The sequence below is a fragment of the Streptomyces sp. NPDC104106 genome (assembly GCF_055584345.1).
Window position 1 is genome coordinate 426,577 of the sequence record NZ_JBVJMF010000007.1, and the last position, 16,306, is coordinate 442,882.

Below are 16,306 nucleotides of genomic sequence, written 5' to 3' on the forward strand. Positions count from 1 at the left end.
CACTGGAGGTATGCGGACTCGGCGCCATCTGCCGGGCCGGGCGGCGAACCGGAAGCCCTACCGCTCGGTGACGGTCGAGGCCGAACTGGACGAGCCCCTGTCGCGCTGGCTGTGGCTGGTGAAGCCGGTCCTGCTCGTCCCCCACCACGTGGCGCTGACGGCACTGTGGGTGCTGTTCGCCGCGGCCAGCGCGATCGCCTTCGTCGCGATCCTGTGCACCGGCCGCTACCCGCGTGTGCTGTTCGCCTTCACCACGGGCGTGCTGCGCTGGACGTGGCGCGTGGCCTACTACTTCTCCGGGACGCTCGCCACCGACCGCTATCCGCCGTTCAGCCTGGGGGCGGTGCCCGGGTACCCGGCACGCGTGGAGATCGCCTATCCCGAGCGGCTGTCACGCGGCCTGGTGCTGGTGAAGTCGTGGTTGCTGCCCCTGCCGCACTTCCTGCTCCTCGGCCTGTCCTCGCTGGTCTTCCTCGCGGCCCAGTGGTGGGGCGGCATCCTGTGGCTGCTGGTGGTGTGCGCCGCCGTGGTCTCGTGCTTCGTCGGGCCTGCGGCCATCCTGCTGTTCACCGGCCGCTACCCCAGACGCCTCTTCGGCCCGATCGTCGGCTTCGACCGCTGGATCCTGCGCCTGCTGGCCTACGTGGCGCTGATGACGGACGAGTATCCGCCCCTGCGGATCGACGTCGGCGGCACCGAGCCGGCAGTATCCCGCGAACCGGCGACCGACGACCGGCTGACCGGCTCGCCGTCGGCCACGGCCGGTGACGGCCCGTAGACGAACACTTTCGTGGGCTTCCTGCCGGGCACCGGTCCCCGCAGTGGTGTCCCGGCCGACCGGCCGGCACCTCCCCCTGCGAAGGACGACGCCCATCGATCCGCCTCCGCCACCCGGCCCGGCGCGCGGTGACTTCGGCCCCGCGGGGGGCGCGGTCACGGGCGGGCCGCATAAGCTCTGCAGACATGTCGAACCCTGATGAGCTGCTCGTCGCCATCTCCGCCGCGGTGGAGTCCGAGCGAAGCAATCAGATGTCGCTGACGGTGGTCGTCGGCGGTGCCGTCATCACCGGCCGGCTGGCCCCCGAGGCCGTGTGGCGGGAGCGGGTGGCGGAGGTCCTGAAGGACTCGGACCGTCTCGGCCCGTTCTCGGACGTCTTCGCGCGCGGACCACGAGGGAACCGGCCCGGTCGCGGCGAGCCGCCCACGCATCTGCACTTCCATCTCGCCCGGATCCTGCAGGGCAGCATCGGTATGCCGGAGACGGGCGGCATGTACCGAGTCGCGATCAAGGACGTCAGCGCATGGACCGTGGGCGACCTCAGTTACTCAGACGGGTGAGACGCCGTCCGCCCGCCGTCGCCCGGCCGGGGGTTTGCGAGCGGGGCGGCGCCCGCCGAGGGTGACGGACTCATCCGTGACGGGCTCCGGCCCGACGTCCCTCACCGCGGCCGGCACCCCGGTCCTCGTCAGGGTGCCGGGAACCGCGCCGGTCTCAGGCAGCCGGGTCGCCGGCGGGCCGCCGCTGGGCGCTGCGGCGCTCCCCCGTGCCGGCGGGCCGGCCCTGACCGGCGCGGCCCCGGCGACCCCGACGGCCCCGGGACGGTGACGACGCGCGGCGGGGGCTCTCCGCGACGGGCACGGTGATGACCACCGGGACGCCGGAGGGCGCCTGGGCGCCCGTGATGCGGCTCAGCTCCGCCTCGCCCGAGCGGACGGTGGTGATGCGCGGGGTGATGCCGGCCGAGGCCATCAGCCGGGTCATGCCGCGGCGCTGGTCGGGGGTCACGAGGGTGACGACGCTGCCGGACTCCCCGGCGCGGGCCGTACGACCGCCACGGTGCAGATAGTCCTTGTGGTCGCTGGGCGGGTCCACGTTGACGACCAGGTCGAGGCTGTCGACGTGGATGCCGCGCGCCGCGACGTTGGTGGCCACCAGAACGGTGACGTGACCGTCCTTGAACTGCGTCAGGGTCCGGGTGCGCTGCGGCTGGGACCGGCCACCGTGCAGGGCCGCGGCACGGACACCGCTGTTCAGCAGGTGCTTGGTCAGCCGGTCCACGGCGTGCTTGGTGTCCAGGAACATGATGACCCGGCCGTCCCTGGCCGCGATCTCGGTCGTCGTGCGGTGCTTGTCCGCTTCGCGCACGTAGAGCACGTGGTGCTCCATCGTGGTCACGGCGCCGGCCGACGGGTCGACGGAGTGAACCACCGGGTCGCTCAGGTAGCGGCGGACCAGCAGGTCGACGTTGCGGTCCAGGGTCGCCGAGAACAACAACCGCTGCCCCCCGGTGCGCACCTGGTCGAGCAGGGCGGTGACCTGGGGCATGAAGCCCATGTCGGTCATCTGGTCGGCCTCGTCGAGGACCGTGACGCCGACGTCGGTGAGCCGGCAGTCGCCCCGGTCGATGAGGTCCTTGAGCCGACCGGGCGTCGCGACGACCACCTCCGCGCCGGCGCGGAGCGCACCGGCCTGCCTGCCGATGGACATTCCGCCGACGACGGTCGCCAGCCGCAGGCTCACGGCGCGGGCGTAGGGAGCGAGCGCGTCGGTGACCTGCTGGGCCAGCTCACGGGTGGGGACGAGGACCAGGGCCAGCGGCCGGCGCGGCTCGGCGCGCCGGCCCGCCGTACGGGCCAGGACCGCGAGGCCGAAGGCGAGGGTCTTGCCCGACCCGGTGCGGCCGCGACCGAGTACGTCACGGCCGGCCAGGGAGTTCGGCAGGGTCGCCGCCTGGATGGGGAACGGTTCGGTCACGCCTTCCTGGCCGAGCACGGCCAGCAACGGAGCCGGCATGGCGAGATCGGCGAACGACTCGACAGCGGGCAGCGCGGGCGTGACCGTCTTCGGCAGCGCGAACTCGCCCTGCTCGGGCTGTCGGTTTCCGTGACCGCTGGAGCGGCGCGGAGCACCGGAGCGGCCGGCGGCCGCACTTCCTCCGGTGCGGTCGTGGGCGCGATTGGTACGTGCGCGAGTGGAGCGGGCGCGGTTCATGCGGAACCTTCCTCGATGCGGGCACGTATCAAGGGATTTCCGCAGCAGAGCGAGCAGCGCAGAGAATCGCGAGAACGGGCCGAAAAACGACAGGGCTGAATTACCCTGGGAATAGAAATCGAGCTGGGGCCCGCACCCCAAGGTGCGGGCCCCAGCTGCAAAATATACGTCAGTGCGGTGCGTCAGGCGAGAACGGTGTTCTCGGCCGTCGGGCCCGTCCGGCCCTTCAGCAGCTCGCCGAGGCCGAAGTCGTGCACTTTGTGCACATTTCGTGTCACCGCGTCGATCAGCCGGAGAAAAAGATTCCGGCAACCACACCTGTAACTGGCAACGACCATAGCACGTCGATGTCGGCCGTGCGTGGTAAATGATTCCGCACCGCCTGTGGCCGCAGGAATATGTGTCGTACGTCGCGAATTCCGCGTGTGGTCCGGGCTCAGTCCTCGTGCTCGGCGCGCTGGTAGAGCTTGGCGACGTCGTCGTCGAAGTACGCGGCGTAGGAGACGTCGTCCTGGTCACCGCCGCCCTCGTGGCCGCCCAGGACGCCGATGACCGTGCCGGTGTGGCTCTTGGGGTCGTAGCCGGCGAGCCAGGGGCTGCCGCTGGTCCCGTTCTTGAGGCCGGTGCACTCGATGCGCAGCTGGGTGTCGCTGAACTTCGTGGTGCGGTTCTGGCACGAGACCGGGGTGTCACGGCCGGTGGGATAGCCGGTGATCTTGACCTTGTTGTCGAAGCCGCGGTTTATGCCGAGGGTGTTGCCGCCCAGGACGTCCTGGATGTCCTTGCCGTCCTTCTGGTCCAGGACGAGGAAGGCGACGTCGAGGTCCTCGTTCTGCGACGTGGCCCAGCGGTCGTCGACGACCACCTTGCTGACCTTCCACAGGCCGCTGGGTTCGTCGCCGTTGCGGTAGCCGGGGGCGAAGAGCAGGTCGTTCAGCGGCTGTCCGGAGTCGGCGTCGAAGGCGCAGTGGGCCGCGGTGATCAGCATGTTCCGGCCCGGACTCCGCACCACGCTCGCGGTGCAGAAGTGGCCGCCCTGGTCGTCCTTCTCGAAGACCGCGCCGATCCGGGCGTTCTCCTCGGTCCTGCGGGGGGTGTACGCGTCGCCGTCCTTGGCCGACGCCGTCGCGGGGAGATCCTGGTCCTGGCTCTGCGGGGACCGGCCGGGCCCGCCGGACTTGCCGAAACCGCTGCGCCCGCTGCTTCCGGCCGTGGGGGTCCTTACCGCGGCGTCGCTCACCACTGTGGCCGTCCCGACGATGACCAGCGTCAGGGGCAGGATGGATTTCCTGGCTAGCGAGCGCACAAGGTGATTATCGACGCGGGCCGGGGATCCGGGAGGCGCCCCACGGGAGGCTCCCGTCACAATCCACCGTCCGGATCGGCCATCGGCACCCCGGTCGAGCGTCCCATCGCTACGTCGTGCTCCTGCGCCCGCCCGGCGACCACGGCGCGGAAGGCGTCCGGGACGCGCTGGTCACCACGGTCAGGCGAGACGGCCGCCCACGGCGCGTTCACCATCACCACTCTCGCCACCGGCATCCCGGTCCGCTTCGGCCACCCGGCAGGCCCCTGGCGGCGCGGCTCGGACGAGCCAACGGCCCTGGACACCGTGGCCGCCTTCCATGGCGTCTGCCGGATCGGCGTCCTCAGGCACCCGCCAGGAGTCCGGGATGCTCGTGCTCGCACGTCTCGTCGGTGCCGTAGGTGTCCCAGGCGGGGAACGGGTCCGCGCCCGGCAGGCTCTCGTGGTCGGCCATGAGGCAGCCGGTCAGGGCGGCGTGCAGTGCGTCCGCGTCCAGGTGCGTGCCGATGAAGACCAGTTCCTGGCCGCCCGGGCCGTCGGTGTCGCGGGCGGCGGAGGCCTCGAAGCGGGCGACGGAGCCGGCCTGCGACCACAGACCCGTCACCCGGGGGCGGCCGGCGAGCGTGAAGAACCCCTTGGAGCGCAGGACCTGCCCGTACGCACCGCTGTCGAGATCCTCGGTCACGAACGTCCACAACCGTTCCGGATGGAAGGGCGGTTCGGCGCGGAAGACGGTCGAGGAGATGCCGTACTCCTCCGTCTCGGGGACGTGGTCGCCGCCCAGTTCCCTCACCCAGCCGGGGGCCTGTTGGGCGCGGTCCAGGTCGAACAGACGGGTGCCCAGTACGTCCCCGACCCTCACCCGGCCGTGGACGGCCGGGACGACACGTGCGGCCGGGTTGAGGCGGGTGAGCGTCGCCCGCAGCCGGTCCGCCGCTTCCTCGTCGACGAGGTCGGTCTTGTTGAGGACGATGACGTCCGCGAACTCGACCTGGTCCATCAGCAGGTCGCTGACGGTGCGTTCGTCCTCCGCGTACTGGTCCAGGCCGCGCCCGGCGAGTTCGTCGCCGCTCACCAGCTCGGGCAGGAAGTTCGCGGCGTCCACGACCGTGACCATGGTGTCCAGGCGGGCGATCTCGCCGAGGGTGGCGCCGTCGTCGCGGGCGACCGCGAAGGTCGCGGCGACCGGCATGGGTTCGGAGATGCCGGACGACTCGATGAGCAGGTAGTCGAAGCGGCCCTCGCGGGCCAGCCGGACGACCTCCTGAAGCAGGTCGTCGCGCAGAGTGCAGCAGATACATCCGTTGGTCATCTCGACCAGGCGTTCCTCGGTACGCGACAGGGCCGCCTCGCCGCCCCGCACCAGGGGTGTCGCGGACCGTGTCGGCCCGGCCGGCGGCGGCCAGGGCGGTGCGGGTGCGGTAGACCGTGGACAGGCCGACCGGCGAGCCGGCGGACTGCCACTGCCGGTCGCGGCGGTGTCGCCGGTGGGCGAGGAGGAGGTCGAGCAGGCGGTCGCCGTCACGGCCGTCAGGGTGGCCGTCGCGGTGACCAGTGCGATCCTCGCGAACGGCCGGGGGAGCGGGAGGCGGGGGCGGTGGACATGCGGGAGCTCCTTCGGGCGACGTTTCCATGTCCTGGCCGGGCGTACGACCCCCGAGGAACGCGGTCGCGATCCACCGACCCCGCCGTCCGCGGTTCAGCAGTCGCGGAACTCCGGTGACTGGTTGAGGATCTGCGCCCGAAGCGAGGTGAAGCGGCTGTGGGCCTCGCCGCCGCGTGCCTCGGGGTGGAAGGCGGCGACGCGGTGGCAGTTCTGGAAGGCGAGGGCGATGCCGAAGTGGCGTTCCAGGCTGCCCCGGATGGCGTCGCTGGACAGGGCGCGCAGGAGCTGGCCGCGTTCCCGCTCGGAGGGCGGCGGCGTCTGGTTGTCGGCGAACTCGGCGGTGCCGGAACGCAGTTCCTCGGCGAGGCGGGCGACGAGGTCGTAGGCGTACGGCAGGGAGGTACGCACCGTTTCCACGAAGTCCCGCTCCCGTACCTCGCCGTTCTCGGCTTCGGCGAGCAGCTGCGGGGAGACGTCGAGTGACATGAAGGGCTGTCCTGTTCTGTTTCTGTCGTTCTGCTCTTGACGGGGGTGGGGTTCAGACGACGGCGGCCAGTGCCGTGGGGCCGTGCCGGAAGTCCGGGTCGATCTGGGCGGCGAGGTCCTGGCCGGTGGCCGCGTCGGCCCACGCCGCGGCGTTGCGCAGGTGGAAGTCCACGGCGTGCTTCTGGAAGGCCGTCCAGTCCTTGGTACGGGAGTCCACGGCCGCGCGCAGCAGGTCCAGGGTGCGGTTGTTGTGCGGTTCCAGCTCGCCGTGGGCGCGGCCCTGTTCCTGGGCGCGCACGTAGGAGGACTGCTCGCAGTGGGCGAGCAGGTCGTCGCCGACGTGCTCCTTGAGGAAGAGCAGGTCGTCCTCGCCGGTGACCTTGTTGCCGACAACGGCGAGGGGGACGCCGAACCCGTCCGCGTGGTCCCGGTACTGGCGGTACACGGAGACGCTCTTGCGGGTCGGTTCCACGATCAGGAACGTCATGTCGAAGCGGGTGAACAGGCCGGAGGCGAAGGCGTCGGCGCCGGCGGTCATGTCGACGACGACGTACTCGCCGGGGCCGTCCACGAGGTGGTTGAGGTACAGCTCGACCGCACCGAGCTTGGAGTGGTAGCAGGCCACTCCGAGGTCGCTCTCCTCGAAGGCGCCGGTGACCATGAGCGGCACGCCGCCGACCTCTCGGACGTGGGGGCCGTGGACCTCGTCGTCGCCGAGCAGCCGCAGCAGCCGGGAGCCGCGGCCGGGCGGGGTGGTCTTGGCCATGGCGGCGGCGGAGGTGATGCGCGGGTTCGTGCCCCGGAGGTAGTCCTTGATCTCTCCCGTGCGCGCGCTGAGCGGTGGCGCCGAGAAGGGCTCGTCCTCCGCGAGCCCGAGGGCGTACGCCAGATGCTGGTTGATGTCGCCGTCGATCGCGACGACCGGCGCTCCCGAGTGCGCCAGGTGATGGGAGAAGAGGGCCGACAGGGTCGTCTTGCCGCTGCCGCCCTTGCCGACGAAGGCGACACGCATGGCTAGCCACCCTCCGTGGTGAAAATGAATGTCATGAGCGTAGGCTGGCGGCGCGGCGGGGCGCTGTCAAATCGCCGCAGCGCCAACTGATCGATAGCGCCCGGTAGTTAGGGCTGCCGGTGCGGCGGACAAGGGGTCCATTTCACCCGTACGGAGGGCCGCGGGGGCTGCTGGACGTGGTGCACGGCCGGCGGGACGGCGGCGAGTACTGCCTCGCCGTGGTCGACCGGGGGATCGGGACGACCGGGCAGCGGACGGCCCAGGCCGACGCTCTGCTGTCCGGCACGGGCGGCTCCCTGCTGACGGCTCCACCCGGTTCCCGGCCCCACATCGGACCGCGTGATCATTCTTTGCCGCAGCTTGATCGGGTGTATCTCCCCGTCGTGATCTGCCACGTTCGTGACATGACTACGATTGGCCGACTTCGGGGCTTGGAGGGGGCAGTTCATGAGGGTGCGACGAAGATCGATTGCTTTCGCCGGCGTGGCCGCACTGGTACCGCTGGCCGCTTCCGCCGCTTCCGCCGCTTCCGCGCAGGCGGCGTCGGCCTCACTGGCCGTCACCGCACTGGGGCGGCACGGCGGCAAGGTCTCGACGACGGTCACCGTCGTCGCCGTACCGTCCGGTCAGACGTACAGCGTCACGTCCGGCAAGCGGATCAGCCTGCCGTCGGGGCGCTACGTCGCGATGACCGACATCTACGAGAGCGCCACGGACGGTCCGGGCACCGACACCATCGGCGCGCAGGTGGTACAGGTGTCGGGCAGCACCTCGGTGACGCTCGACGCGCGCAAGGGCAAGGCCGTCAAGGTGTCGCTCGACACGCCCGCCGACGTGACCGGCCCGCCGCGGATCAGTGCGCAGGTGTGCGCCGCCACCGTCGGCAGCATGCCCTCCGCCTACAGCGCGGGCGGCTGGAACGAGGAGGGCGCCCTCTACGCCATCCCGAACTCCTCCAAGCTGCTGCAGTTCGGGTACCTGGCGCAGTGGTCGGGTGGCGACAGCTACGTCGCCGTGAAGAACACCACGGGCATCCCGGCCGCGCCCGGCGGGTCGTTCAAGCGGTCTGGGCTGGCGACGATGCGCTTCTCGGTGAGCGGCGGTGCCCAGATGGCCCCTCAGAACGACACCGCGCTCCAGGCACTGCCGAGGACCGACGACTGCACGACCGACATGATGGCCGAGGTCCGCGACGACAACGCACCGTACAGCGCCACCGTCCATGTGACTCCCGGGACCTGGCAGCCGCGCGACGACGTCATCGCGAGCAACGGCGACGACGTCGGCGGCGGTTTCCCGAGGGCCAGGACGCTGCAGGCGGGGCAGAGCGTCACCCAGTCCTTCGGCCGGGCCGCGTGGGGTCCGGTGCACTACCTGCCGGTGGTCGAGCGGAAGTCCGTCACCTTCTTCCCGGACGCCCTGATCGGCGACCCCGACGTCGGCACCTACGGGGCCGATCCGACGAAGGAGACGGTGGCCCTGGCCAAGGGAAGCACGACCGTCAAGAGGCAGACGCTGACCAGCTGGGGTACCAGCGACGCCGAGTTCTCCGCCGGCATCCACTCGGCCGGCTGGTATCGCCTGACCGTCGACGCCCGGCGCTACCGCCCGGGCATCACCTTCCCCGTGGGCATGCTGTCGTCGCGCGCCACCCTCGACTGGTACTTCAAGGCGGACCCGGCCACGTCGACGGTCGCGCCCGTCTTCCTGACCCGCTTCCTGCCCACCGGGCTGAACACCCACAACCAGGCCGCACCGAACAGCACCACGACGGTCGACGTGAGTGCCGGACGCGACTCCCAGGACTCCGGCCTGAAGTTCACCAGGGTGACCGCCGCGTCCGTCCGGGTCTGGTCGTCCGCCGACGGCGGCAAGACCTGGCAGGCGGCCACCGTCAAGCACTCCGGCTCGACCTGGCAGGCGTCCGTCCACAACCCCGCCTCCGGCGCCGTCGCCCTGCGCTCCGAGGTGACCGACTCCGCCGGCGACCGCTCGGTGGAGACGGTGTACCGGGCGTACGCCATCGGCTGAGGCCGTTGTCGCCGTTCGCGAAAGAAGGACGGCCCGCCCACGCAAAGTGGTTACAGGAACGGCGATGACGGTGATGCCGGTGATGGTGGCGAGGCTCGGAGCGACGGCGGCGATCACGGCGGCAACCGCGCATGGCGGTGGCTCACCTGCCGGCTCGCCGCCTCCGTCAGCACCAACCTTTTACCAGGTCGGCTGAAAGGCGCTGACCTGCGGCGCTGTGCGGGGGCGTCGTGGCTGTGGCCATGAAACGGGGCAAACTCCCTGCTCCTTTAGGGAAGGAGGAGTTCCCGCGAAGACGGCCTCGTCAGTGGCAGGAGTTATCGTCCGACTGCTTGTTCACCTTTTCAACAGGAGCTCCATGAGCCTCAAGCAGGTCTCCGTCACCGCGGCGATATCGGTCGTCGCCGGGCTGACCACTGTCACCGTCGGCCTCACCGGCTCCGCCGCCTGGGCCGACAGCACGGCGGCTCTGCCGCTGTCCCACTACTCACACATGCTGGTCGACGCCGCCCACCAGCACATCTTCTTCAGCCAGGGTGCCGGCTCGACCGGCATCGTGGTGACCGACCTGTCCGGCACCCCCGTCACGACCATCGAGAACGAGCCGGGCGCCACGGGTCTGGCGCTGTCCGCCGACGGCGCCACGCTCTACGCGGCGCTGTCGGACGGCGACGCGGTCGCCGCCGTCGACACGGCGAAACTCACCGAGTCCGCCCGCTACTCGACCGGTACGGGCAGCGCCCCGGCCTCCGTCGCGGTGGCGGGCGGCAGGGTCTGGTACGGATACACGGCCGACGGCAAGGGCGCCATCGGATCGGTGGACCCGTCCGCCGCCGACCCGGCGGCGACGCCTCAGCCCTCGATGTCGCACTGGTCGGTCGCCCCCCTGCTCGCGACGGGCGGAGGCGTGCTCGCGGCCGAGGAGCCGCAGCAGAACCTCAGCCACGTGGCCACCTTCGACGTCTCCTCCCAGACGGCGTCCGTCAAGGCCGACACCCTCGTCCACGGCGGCACGGCAACCGGCCTGCAGGTCACCGCGGACGGCACGGAGCTCGTACTCGCCGCACCCCAGCAGCCCGCCGCGCGTGCCTACCGCACCGCGGACCTCGCCTCCGCCAGCCCTTCCGTCTACTTCACCGGTGGCGCCGGTCCGAACGCGCTCGCCCTGGACACCGACGGAACGATCGCCGTCGGCAGCCCCTCGGGCTCGGCCGCCGGTGTCTACCTGTACGCCGGCTCGAACAACCTCGCCGAGAACCACGTCACCTTCCCGTCCGGGACCCTGACTGCGGACGGCCTGCGGTGGGGGGCCGACGGCCGGTCGCTCTACGGCGTCACGCAGGACTCCTCGGGGGCCTACACCCTCAACGTGCTGAGCGACCCCAAGCTCACCGACACGCAACTGTCCCTGAACGCCCCGCAGTACGCCGTTCCCACCCAGCAGTACACCTTCACCGGTTCGCTGAGCACCAGGGGCCTGCTACCGGCCGGTGCGTCGCTGCACGTCACCCGCGACGGTACGGCCCTGCCCGACGCCACCGTCGGCAAGGACGGATCCTTCGCCATCAGCGACACCAGCAAGGACGAGGGCGCGTACACCTACCAGGTGACGTACGCGGGCGACGCGACGCACCGGGCCGCGACGGCGTCCCTGACGGTGCACGTGGCGAGGTTGTCCACCACCATCCCGTTCCCCGACATCACTTCGGCGTCGCCCCGCTCGGTGGCCTTCACCGGCTCGCTCATGACCCAGCTGAACCTCGGCGGCCTTCCCCAGGGCACCACCGTCCAGGTGTCCCGGACGAACGAGGACACCCAGGAGACGACGCAGCTGCCGTCGGTCACGGTCGACCCGGCCACCACCGAGTTCACCGTCACCGACGACCCGGACCGCGCGGGGCGGTTCACCTACCACCTGTCGTACGCGGGTGACGCCACGCACCAGCCGACGTCCTCCGACGCGACCGTCCAGGTCTCCCCGTACGCCCCGGCACTGACGCTGGACGCGCCCGGGACCGCCACCCGCGGCACCGCGCTGACGTTCAGCGGCGCGCTGAGCGACGCGCCCTACGACAACGGCGAGACGGCCACCGTGACCCGTACGGACGCCGCCCACACCACGACGCCCGTGCAGTGGACCGTGCCCGTGGGAACCGACGGCACGCTAGCGGTCAAGGACACGCCGTCCATCGGTGGCGCCGACACCTACACGGTCAGCTACCCGGGCGACGCCTCCCACAAGGCGGCCACCGCGTCCGCGATCGTCCAGGTGTCCCGTACCGCGACGGCCCTGTCCGTCACCACCAACGCGTCCTCGTACGCGTACGGCGCGACCGCCACCGTCACCGCCCACCTGGGCACGACGTACAACGGCCGTACGGCCTCGATCTACGCCCAGCCTTATGGCGGCGGCGAGACGCTGGTCAAGACCGGCACCGTGGACGCGGGCGGCAACCTGTCGGCCACGTACAAGCTCACCCGCAACACGACGTTCACGGCGTCCTTCGCGGGCGACTACCGCTACGCACCGGCCACAGCCACCCACACCGCCTACGACCAGGTGAAGATCGCGCAGACGCTGGGCGGCTCCTACACGAGCACCACCTACGGCGGCGTGACCTACCGCGTGTACCACCACACGGTGAAGCCGCGGGTGACCGCCGTCGTGTCACCGAACAAGTCCGGCCAGTGCCAGAAGTTCCAGGCCCAGGAGTACGCCGGCGGCGCCTGGCACACGCTCACCACCTCGGGCTGCTACTACCTCGACCCGAACAGCACCTCGGTGGGGCAGCTGAGCCTCACCAACGCGGTCAACCAGAAGTTCCGGGTGCGCTCGGAGTACGTGCACAGCACGCAGGACAACACCAACCTGACCACGTGGGGCGACTGGCTCTACCTCACGGTCAGGACCTGAGCCGCCCCCGCGGCGATCGGCCCGGACACGCGCGACGGCGGTGCCCGGGCCGGAGGCCCGTTCGCTCACCGGCCGTGCCGTAGGTGCGGGCCCGGTACTCGCCAGGTGCGCCCGTCGGCGGACAGCGGTCGCAGACGGTGACGAAGGCCGGGGCGCGGCGGGGGTCACCCGCCGTGCGATGCCCTGCCACGGCGTTGGCGGAACACCAGCACGGTGCCGGCGGCGAGGGCCGGCAGGCCGGCGAGGGCGCTGTAGGCGACAGCGTTGCTCATCCCGGTGGCGGCCAGGCCACCGGCCGGTCCCCACCGGTCCCCGACCGAGCACGACCGCCGTTCCGCAAGCGCGCCTGCGTGGTGCTGCGGCACGCCTTCGACCTGTCGGAGAAGGACACGGCGGTGGCGCCCGGCATATCGGTCGGTACGGTGAAGAGCCAGACCTCGAAGGGAACGGCCGGGCTGGAAAGGATCCTTGGCGCGCGAGCGGTCGGAGACCTGGTGGCGGGGAGGAGGAACCGGTGAACGAGGAGATCGCCCGTCGGCTGCGCGAGGCCGCCGAGGCCCACCGGCCCGACCGTGCGGGGATGCTGGCCCGGGTGCAACGCGGCATGGCCGGCCCAGCCGTCCGTCACCGCGCGCGGCCGTTCGCGAGATCGGGGACCAGGGTCGCGTTCGCCGGACTCGCCGCCACCGGCATCCTGGCGACCGGCGGCCTCGCCGTCGCCGCCATCGTCGCGCACTCCTCGCCGTCGGCCACCGTGACCGTGCCTGCCACCCCGTCCCCGGCCGTCAGCTCCCCGCGACCGACATCGGCCCGCCCCACCCCTGTCGCGCCGGCCCCGGTCACCACCCCGGGCAGCGCGCGCCCGACTCCGTCGGCCGCCAGTGCATCGCCGACCGCCGGCGAGAGCCGGAACGGGGCGCTGTGGTCGGCCGGCTCGGTGGACCCGCACAGCACCGTCTACTGGACGCAGAGCGACCTCGCCCTCAAGACGGCCCGGCCGCTCACCTCGCTCACGGTCGAGATGCGGATCGCGCAGACCGGCGGGGTGAAGAACACCGGCACCTGGCAGACCCTGCCGAGTGCTGACTTCACCGTCACCGCCCAGGAGGCCGGCGGCACGCTGGTCTACCGCTGGGTCCTCAGGCCGGGCCTGACCGTGCCTGCCGGGAGCTATGAGTTCGCCGCCCAGTTCAACAACGGCACCGCCGTGCGCAGTGCCGCGGGCGACGGCTACCGCGTCGACGCGCAGGATTCGGGCGGCGCCGCGTCGGTCCGGGGCGGGTTCCTCCCGACCCGGTGAACGCCGCACAGCCCGATGGTCGAGCAGATCCCGTTGGTCGCGGTGACGGTCGCCTGGAGGCAGGTCGCCGCGGAACCGGGTGGGAAAGGTGACGGCGGCCGAGAAGCAACTTCCCTCGATCGCGGCAACCCTTGTGCGCGTGGCGGCAACTGGAGGGTAACCGAGGCCGGATCAAGGCCCGTTGTGCCAGAAGGACATGCCGTTGTCAGATCAGAACCGCTCTCATCGCCGCCGTCCGGCAACCCGCCGGGTGCTCGCCGCCGCCGTGGTCCTCGCCGCCGCAGGTGCCGCCGTACCCCTGGTCGCGCTGGCCGCACACGCGCCGCATGCCCGCACGCTGGGCGCGGCAGCGGCCGGAAGCGGCCGCTATTTCGGCACGGCCGTGACTGCCGGGAAGCTCGGCGACTCGCCGTACTCCTCCATTCTCGACCGGGAATTCAACATGATCACCCCGGAGAACGAGATGAAGTGGGACACCACGGAACCGTTCCGCGGCACCTTCAACTTCGGCCCGGCCGACTCGATCGTCGGCCACGCCACCGCGCACGGGCAGCGGATGCGCGGCCACACCCTGGTCTGGTACCGCCAGCTGCCCGACTGGGTGAAGTCCATCACCGACCCGGGCACCCTTCGCAGTGTGATGAGGAACCACATCACCACCGAGATGACCCACTTCAAGGGCAGGATCTACGCCTGGGACGTGGTCAACGAAGCCTTCGCCGACGGCGGCAGCGGCCGGCACCGCAGCTCGGTGTTCCAGGACGTGCTGGGCAACGGCTTCATCGAGGACGCCTTCCGCACCGCGCGGGCCGCAGACCCCTCGGCCAAGCTCTGCTACAACGACTACAACATCGAGAACTGGTCCGACGCCAAGACGCAGGGCGTCTACGCGATGGTCAAGGACTTCAGGTCCCGCGGTGTGCCCATCGACTGCGTCGGCTTCCAGAGCCACTTCGGCGCAGGCGGCGCGCCGGCGAGCTTGCAGACCACTCTGTCCAAGTTCGCCGCGCTCGGCGTGGACGTCCAGATCACCGAGCTGGACATCGCCCAGGCGTCGCCGACGGCGTACGCAGGCGCCGTCCAGGCGTGCGTGAACGTCGCTCGGTGCACGGGCATCACGGTGTGGGGCATCCGCGACAGCGACTCCTGGCGCACCGGTGAGAACCCGCTGCTGTTCGACGCGGGCGGCACCAAGAAGCCCGCCTACAGCACGGTGCTCACCGCCCTTGGCGGCAGCGGCGCCGGCACACAGGCTGGGGGCATCGCCTCCGGCACCGTCTACACGCTCTCCAACGCGGCCTCCGGACGTGTCCTCGACGAGCCCGCCGGATACAACGGCAACGGCACCCCCCTCCAGGTGTGGGACGCGGCCGGTGCCTCCAACCAGCAGTGGCGGGCCGGCCGCAACAGCGACGGCTCCTACACGCTGACCAACGTCGCCAGCGGCCGGGTACTGGACGAGCCCGGCAACCAGACGGGCAACGGGACGAGGACGCAGGTCTGGGACTCGGGCGGCGGCGCCGACCAGCACTGGCGGGCCGCGCGCAACAGCGACGGCTCCTACACGCTGACCAACGTCGCCAGCGGCCGGGCGCTGGAGACCCCCGGCGGTCGGACCGCCAACGGTACTCCCGTCCAGGTCTGGGACTCGGGCGGCGGCGCCAACCAGCACTGGAACCTCAGGACGCCGACCCCGGCGACGCCCACGCAGTCGGGCAGCACGTGCGCTCTTCCGTCGACGTACCGGTGGACGTCGACGGGTGCGCTGGCGCAGCCGGCGAACGGGTGGTCCGCGGTGAAGGACTTCACCGACGTGGTGTACGACGGCAAGCACCTGGTCTACGCGTCGAGCGTGTCGGGATCGTCGTACGGCTCGATGATGTTCAAGCCCTTCACGAACTGGTCGGACATGGCGTCGGCCGGCCAGACCGGGATGAGCCAGTCCGCGGCGGCGCCCACGCTGTTCTACTTCGCGCCCAAGAAGATCTGGGTGCTGGCGTCCCAGTGGAGTGGCGGCTGGCCCTTCAACTACCGCACGTCGAGCGACCCCACCAACCCCAACGGCTGGTCCGCGCCGCGGCCGCTGTTCACCGGCAGCCTCCCCGGCTCCGCTCCGATCGACCAGACGCTGATCGGTGACGGCCGGAACATGTACCTGTTCTTCGCCGGTGACAACGGCAAGATCTACCGGGCGAGCATGCCGATCGGGAACTTCCCCGGCAGCTTCGGCTCGGCGTACACGACGGTCATGAGCGACTCGACGAAGAACCTGTTCGAGGCGCCGCAGGTCTACAAGGTCCAGGGCCAGAACCAGTACCTCATGATCGTCGAGGCCCGGGGTGCGAACGAGCAGCGCTACTTCCGCTCCTTCACCGCCACCAGCCTGAACGGTTCGTGGACCCCGCAGGCCGGCACCGAGAGCAACCCCTTCGCGGGCAAGGCCAACAGCGGCGCCACCTGGACCAACGACATCAGCCACGGTGACCTGGTCCGCAACAACCCCGACCAGACCATGACCATCGACCCCTGCAACCTGCAGTTGCTCTACCAGGGCAAGTCCCCCACCGCGAGCGGCCCCTACGACCGACTGCCGTGGCGGCCGGGTCTCCTCACCCTGCAGCGCTGACCCGCTGTGAATTTTCGCGGCAACCTTTTCGGC

Annotated in this window: 10 protein-coding genes and 2 pseudogenes; 7 read left to right on the forward strand and 5 right to left on the reverse strand. The window is 71.0% G+C overall.

The genetic code is table 11. The annotated features are described in order from the left end of the window. The first annotated feature begins 10 nt into the window (after nt 1-10). A complete protein-coding gene (locus ACZ60X_RS19915) occupies nt 11-778 on the forward strand; it encodes a DUF4389 domain-containing protein (protein ID WP_469599972.1) in 768 nt (255 codons plus the stop codon). Nucleotides 779-963: 185 nt separating this feature from the next. Beyond that, nucleotides 964-1,338, forward strand: a complete 375-nt coding sequence (locus ACZ60X_RS19920) for a hypothetical protein (RefSeq protein WP_469599974.1) — start codon at nt 964-966, stop codon at nt 1,336-1,338. A gap of 154 nt (nt 1,339-1,492) precedes the next feature. Here ACZ60X_RS19920 and ACZ60X_RS19925 read toward each other — a convergent pair whose 3' ends face one another. The 5 genes and pseudogenes from ACZ60X_RS19925 to ACZ60X_RS19945 all read right to left on the reverse strand — a co-directional run bounded on the left by ACZ60X_RS19925 (nt 1,493) and on the right by ACZ60X_RS19945 (nt 7,402). Further along, nucleotides 1,493-2,992 carry a DEAD/DEAH box helicase gene (locus ACZ60X_RS19925; protein WP_469599976.1) on the reverse strand — a complete coding sequence of 500 codons (1,500 nt, stop codon included), beginning with the start codon at nt 2,990-2,992 and terminating at the stop codon, nt 1,493-1,495. A 436-nt stretch (nt 2,993-3,428) separates the two neighbouring features. Beyond that, nucleotides 3,429-4,298, reverse strand: a complete 870-nt coding sequence (locus ACZ60X_RS19930) for a trypsin-like serine peptidase (protein ID WP_469599978.1) — start codon at nt 4,296-4,298, stop codon at nt 3,429-3,431. A 343-nt stretch (nt 4,299-4,641) separates the two neighbouring features. Next, nucleotides 4,642-5,664 (reverse strand): annotated as a pseudogene (locus ACZ60X_RS19935) (GTP-binding protein); the annotation flags it as partial. Between the two features lie 333 nt (nt 5,665-5,997). Then, on the reverse strand, nt 5,998-6,390 hold the full coding sequence (locus ACZ60X_RS19940; RefSeq protein ID WP_469599981.1) for an SCO5389 family protein: 393 nt from the start codon (nt 6,388-6,390) through the stop codon (nt 5,998-6,000). A gap of 52 nt (nt 6,391-6,442) precedes the next feature. Continuing rightward, complete coding sequence (locus ACZ60X_RS19945) at nt 6,443-7,402, reverse strand: ATP-binding protein (protein WP_469599983.1); 960 nt, start codon at nt 7,400-7,402, stop codon at nt 6,443-6,445. A 483-nt stretch (nt 7,403-7,885) separates the two neighbouring features. Here ACZ60X_RS19945 and ACZ60X_RS19950 point away from each other — a divergent pair, with 483 nt between their 5' ends. From ACZ60X_RS19950 to ACZ60X_RS19970, 5 genes and pseudogenes are all read left to right on the forward strand, one after another. Next, nucleotides 7,886-9,433 (forward strand): hypothetical protein, encoded by a 1,548-nt coding sequence (locus ACZ60X_RS19950; protein ID WP_469599985.1) that lies wholly within the window; start codon nt 7,886-7,888, stop codon nt 9,431-9,433. A 358-nt stretch (nt 9,434-9,791) separates the two neighbouring features. Then, a complete protein-coding gene (locus ACZ60X_RS19955) occupies nt 9,792-12,347 on the forward strand; it encodes a hypothetical protein (RefSeq protein ID WP_469599987.1) in 2,556 nt (851 codons plus the stop codon). 323 nt (nt 12,348-12,670) lie between these two features. Beyond that, nucleotides 12,671-12,865: pseudogene (locus tag ACZ60X_RS19960) on the forward strand (sigma factor-like helix-turn-helix DNA-binding protein); the annotation flags it as partial. Continuing rightward, entirely contained in the window at nt 12,862-13,647 is a 786-nt protein-coding gene (locus ACZ60X_RS19965; RefSeq protein ID WP_469599989.1) for a hypothetical protein, read from the forward strand. The pseudogene ACZ60X_RS19960 and the gene ACZ60X_RS19965, both read left to right, overlap by 4 nt. 196 nt (nt 13,648-13,843) lie before the next feature. Continuing rightward, nucleotides 13,844-16,273: a non-reducing end alpha-L-arabinofuranosidase family hydrolase gene (locus ACZ60X_RS19970; RefSeq protein ID WP_469599991.1), complete on the forward strand. Its 2,430-nt coding sequence runs from the start codon at nt 13,844-13,846 to the stop codon at nt 16,271-16,273. Nucleotides 16,274-16,306: the final 33 nt, after the last annotated feature.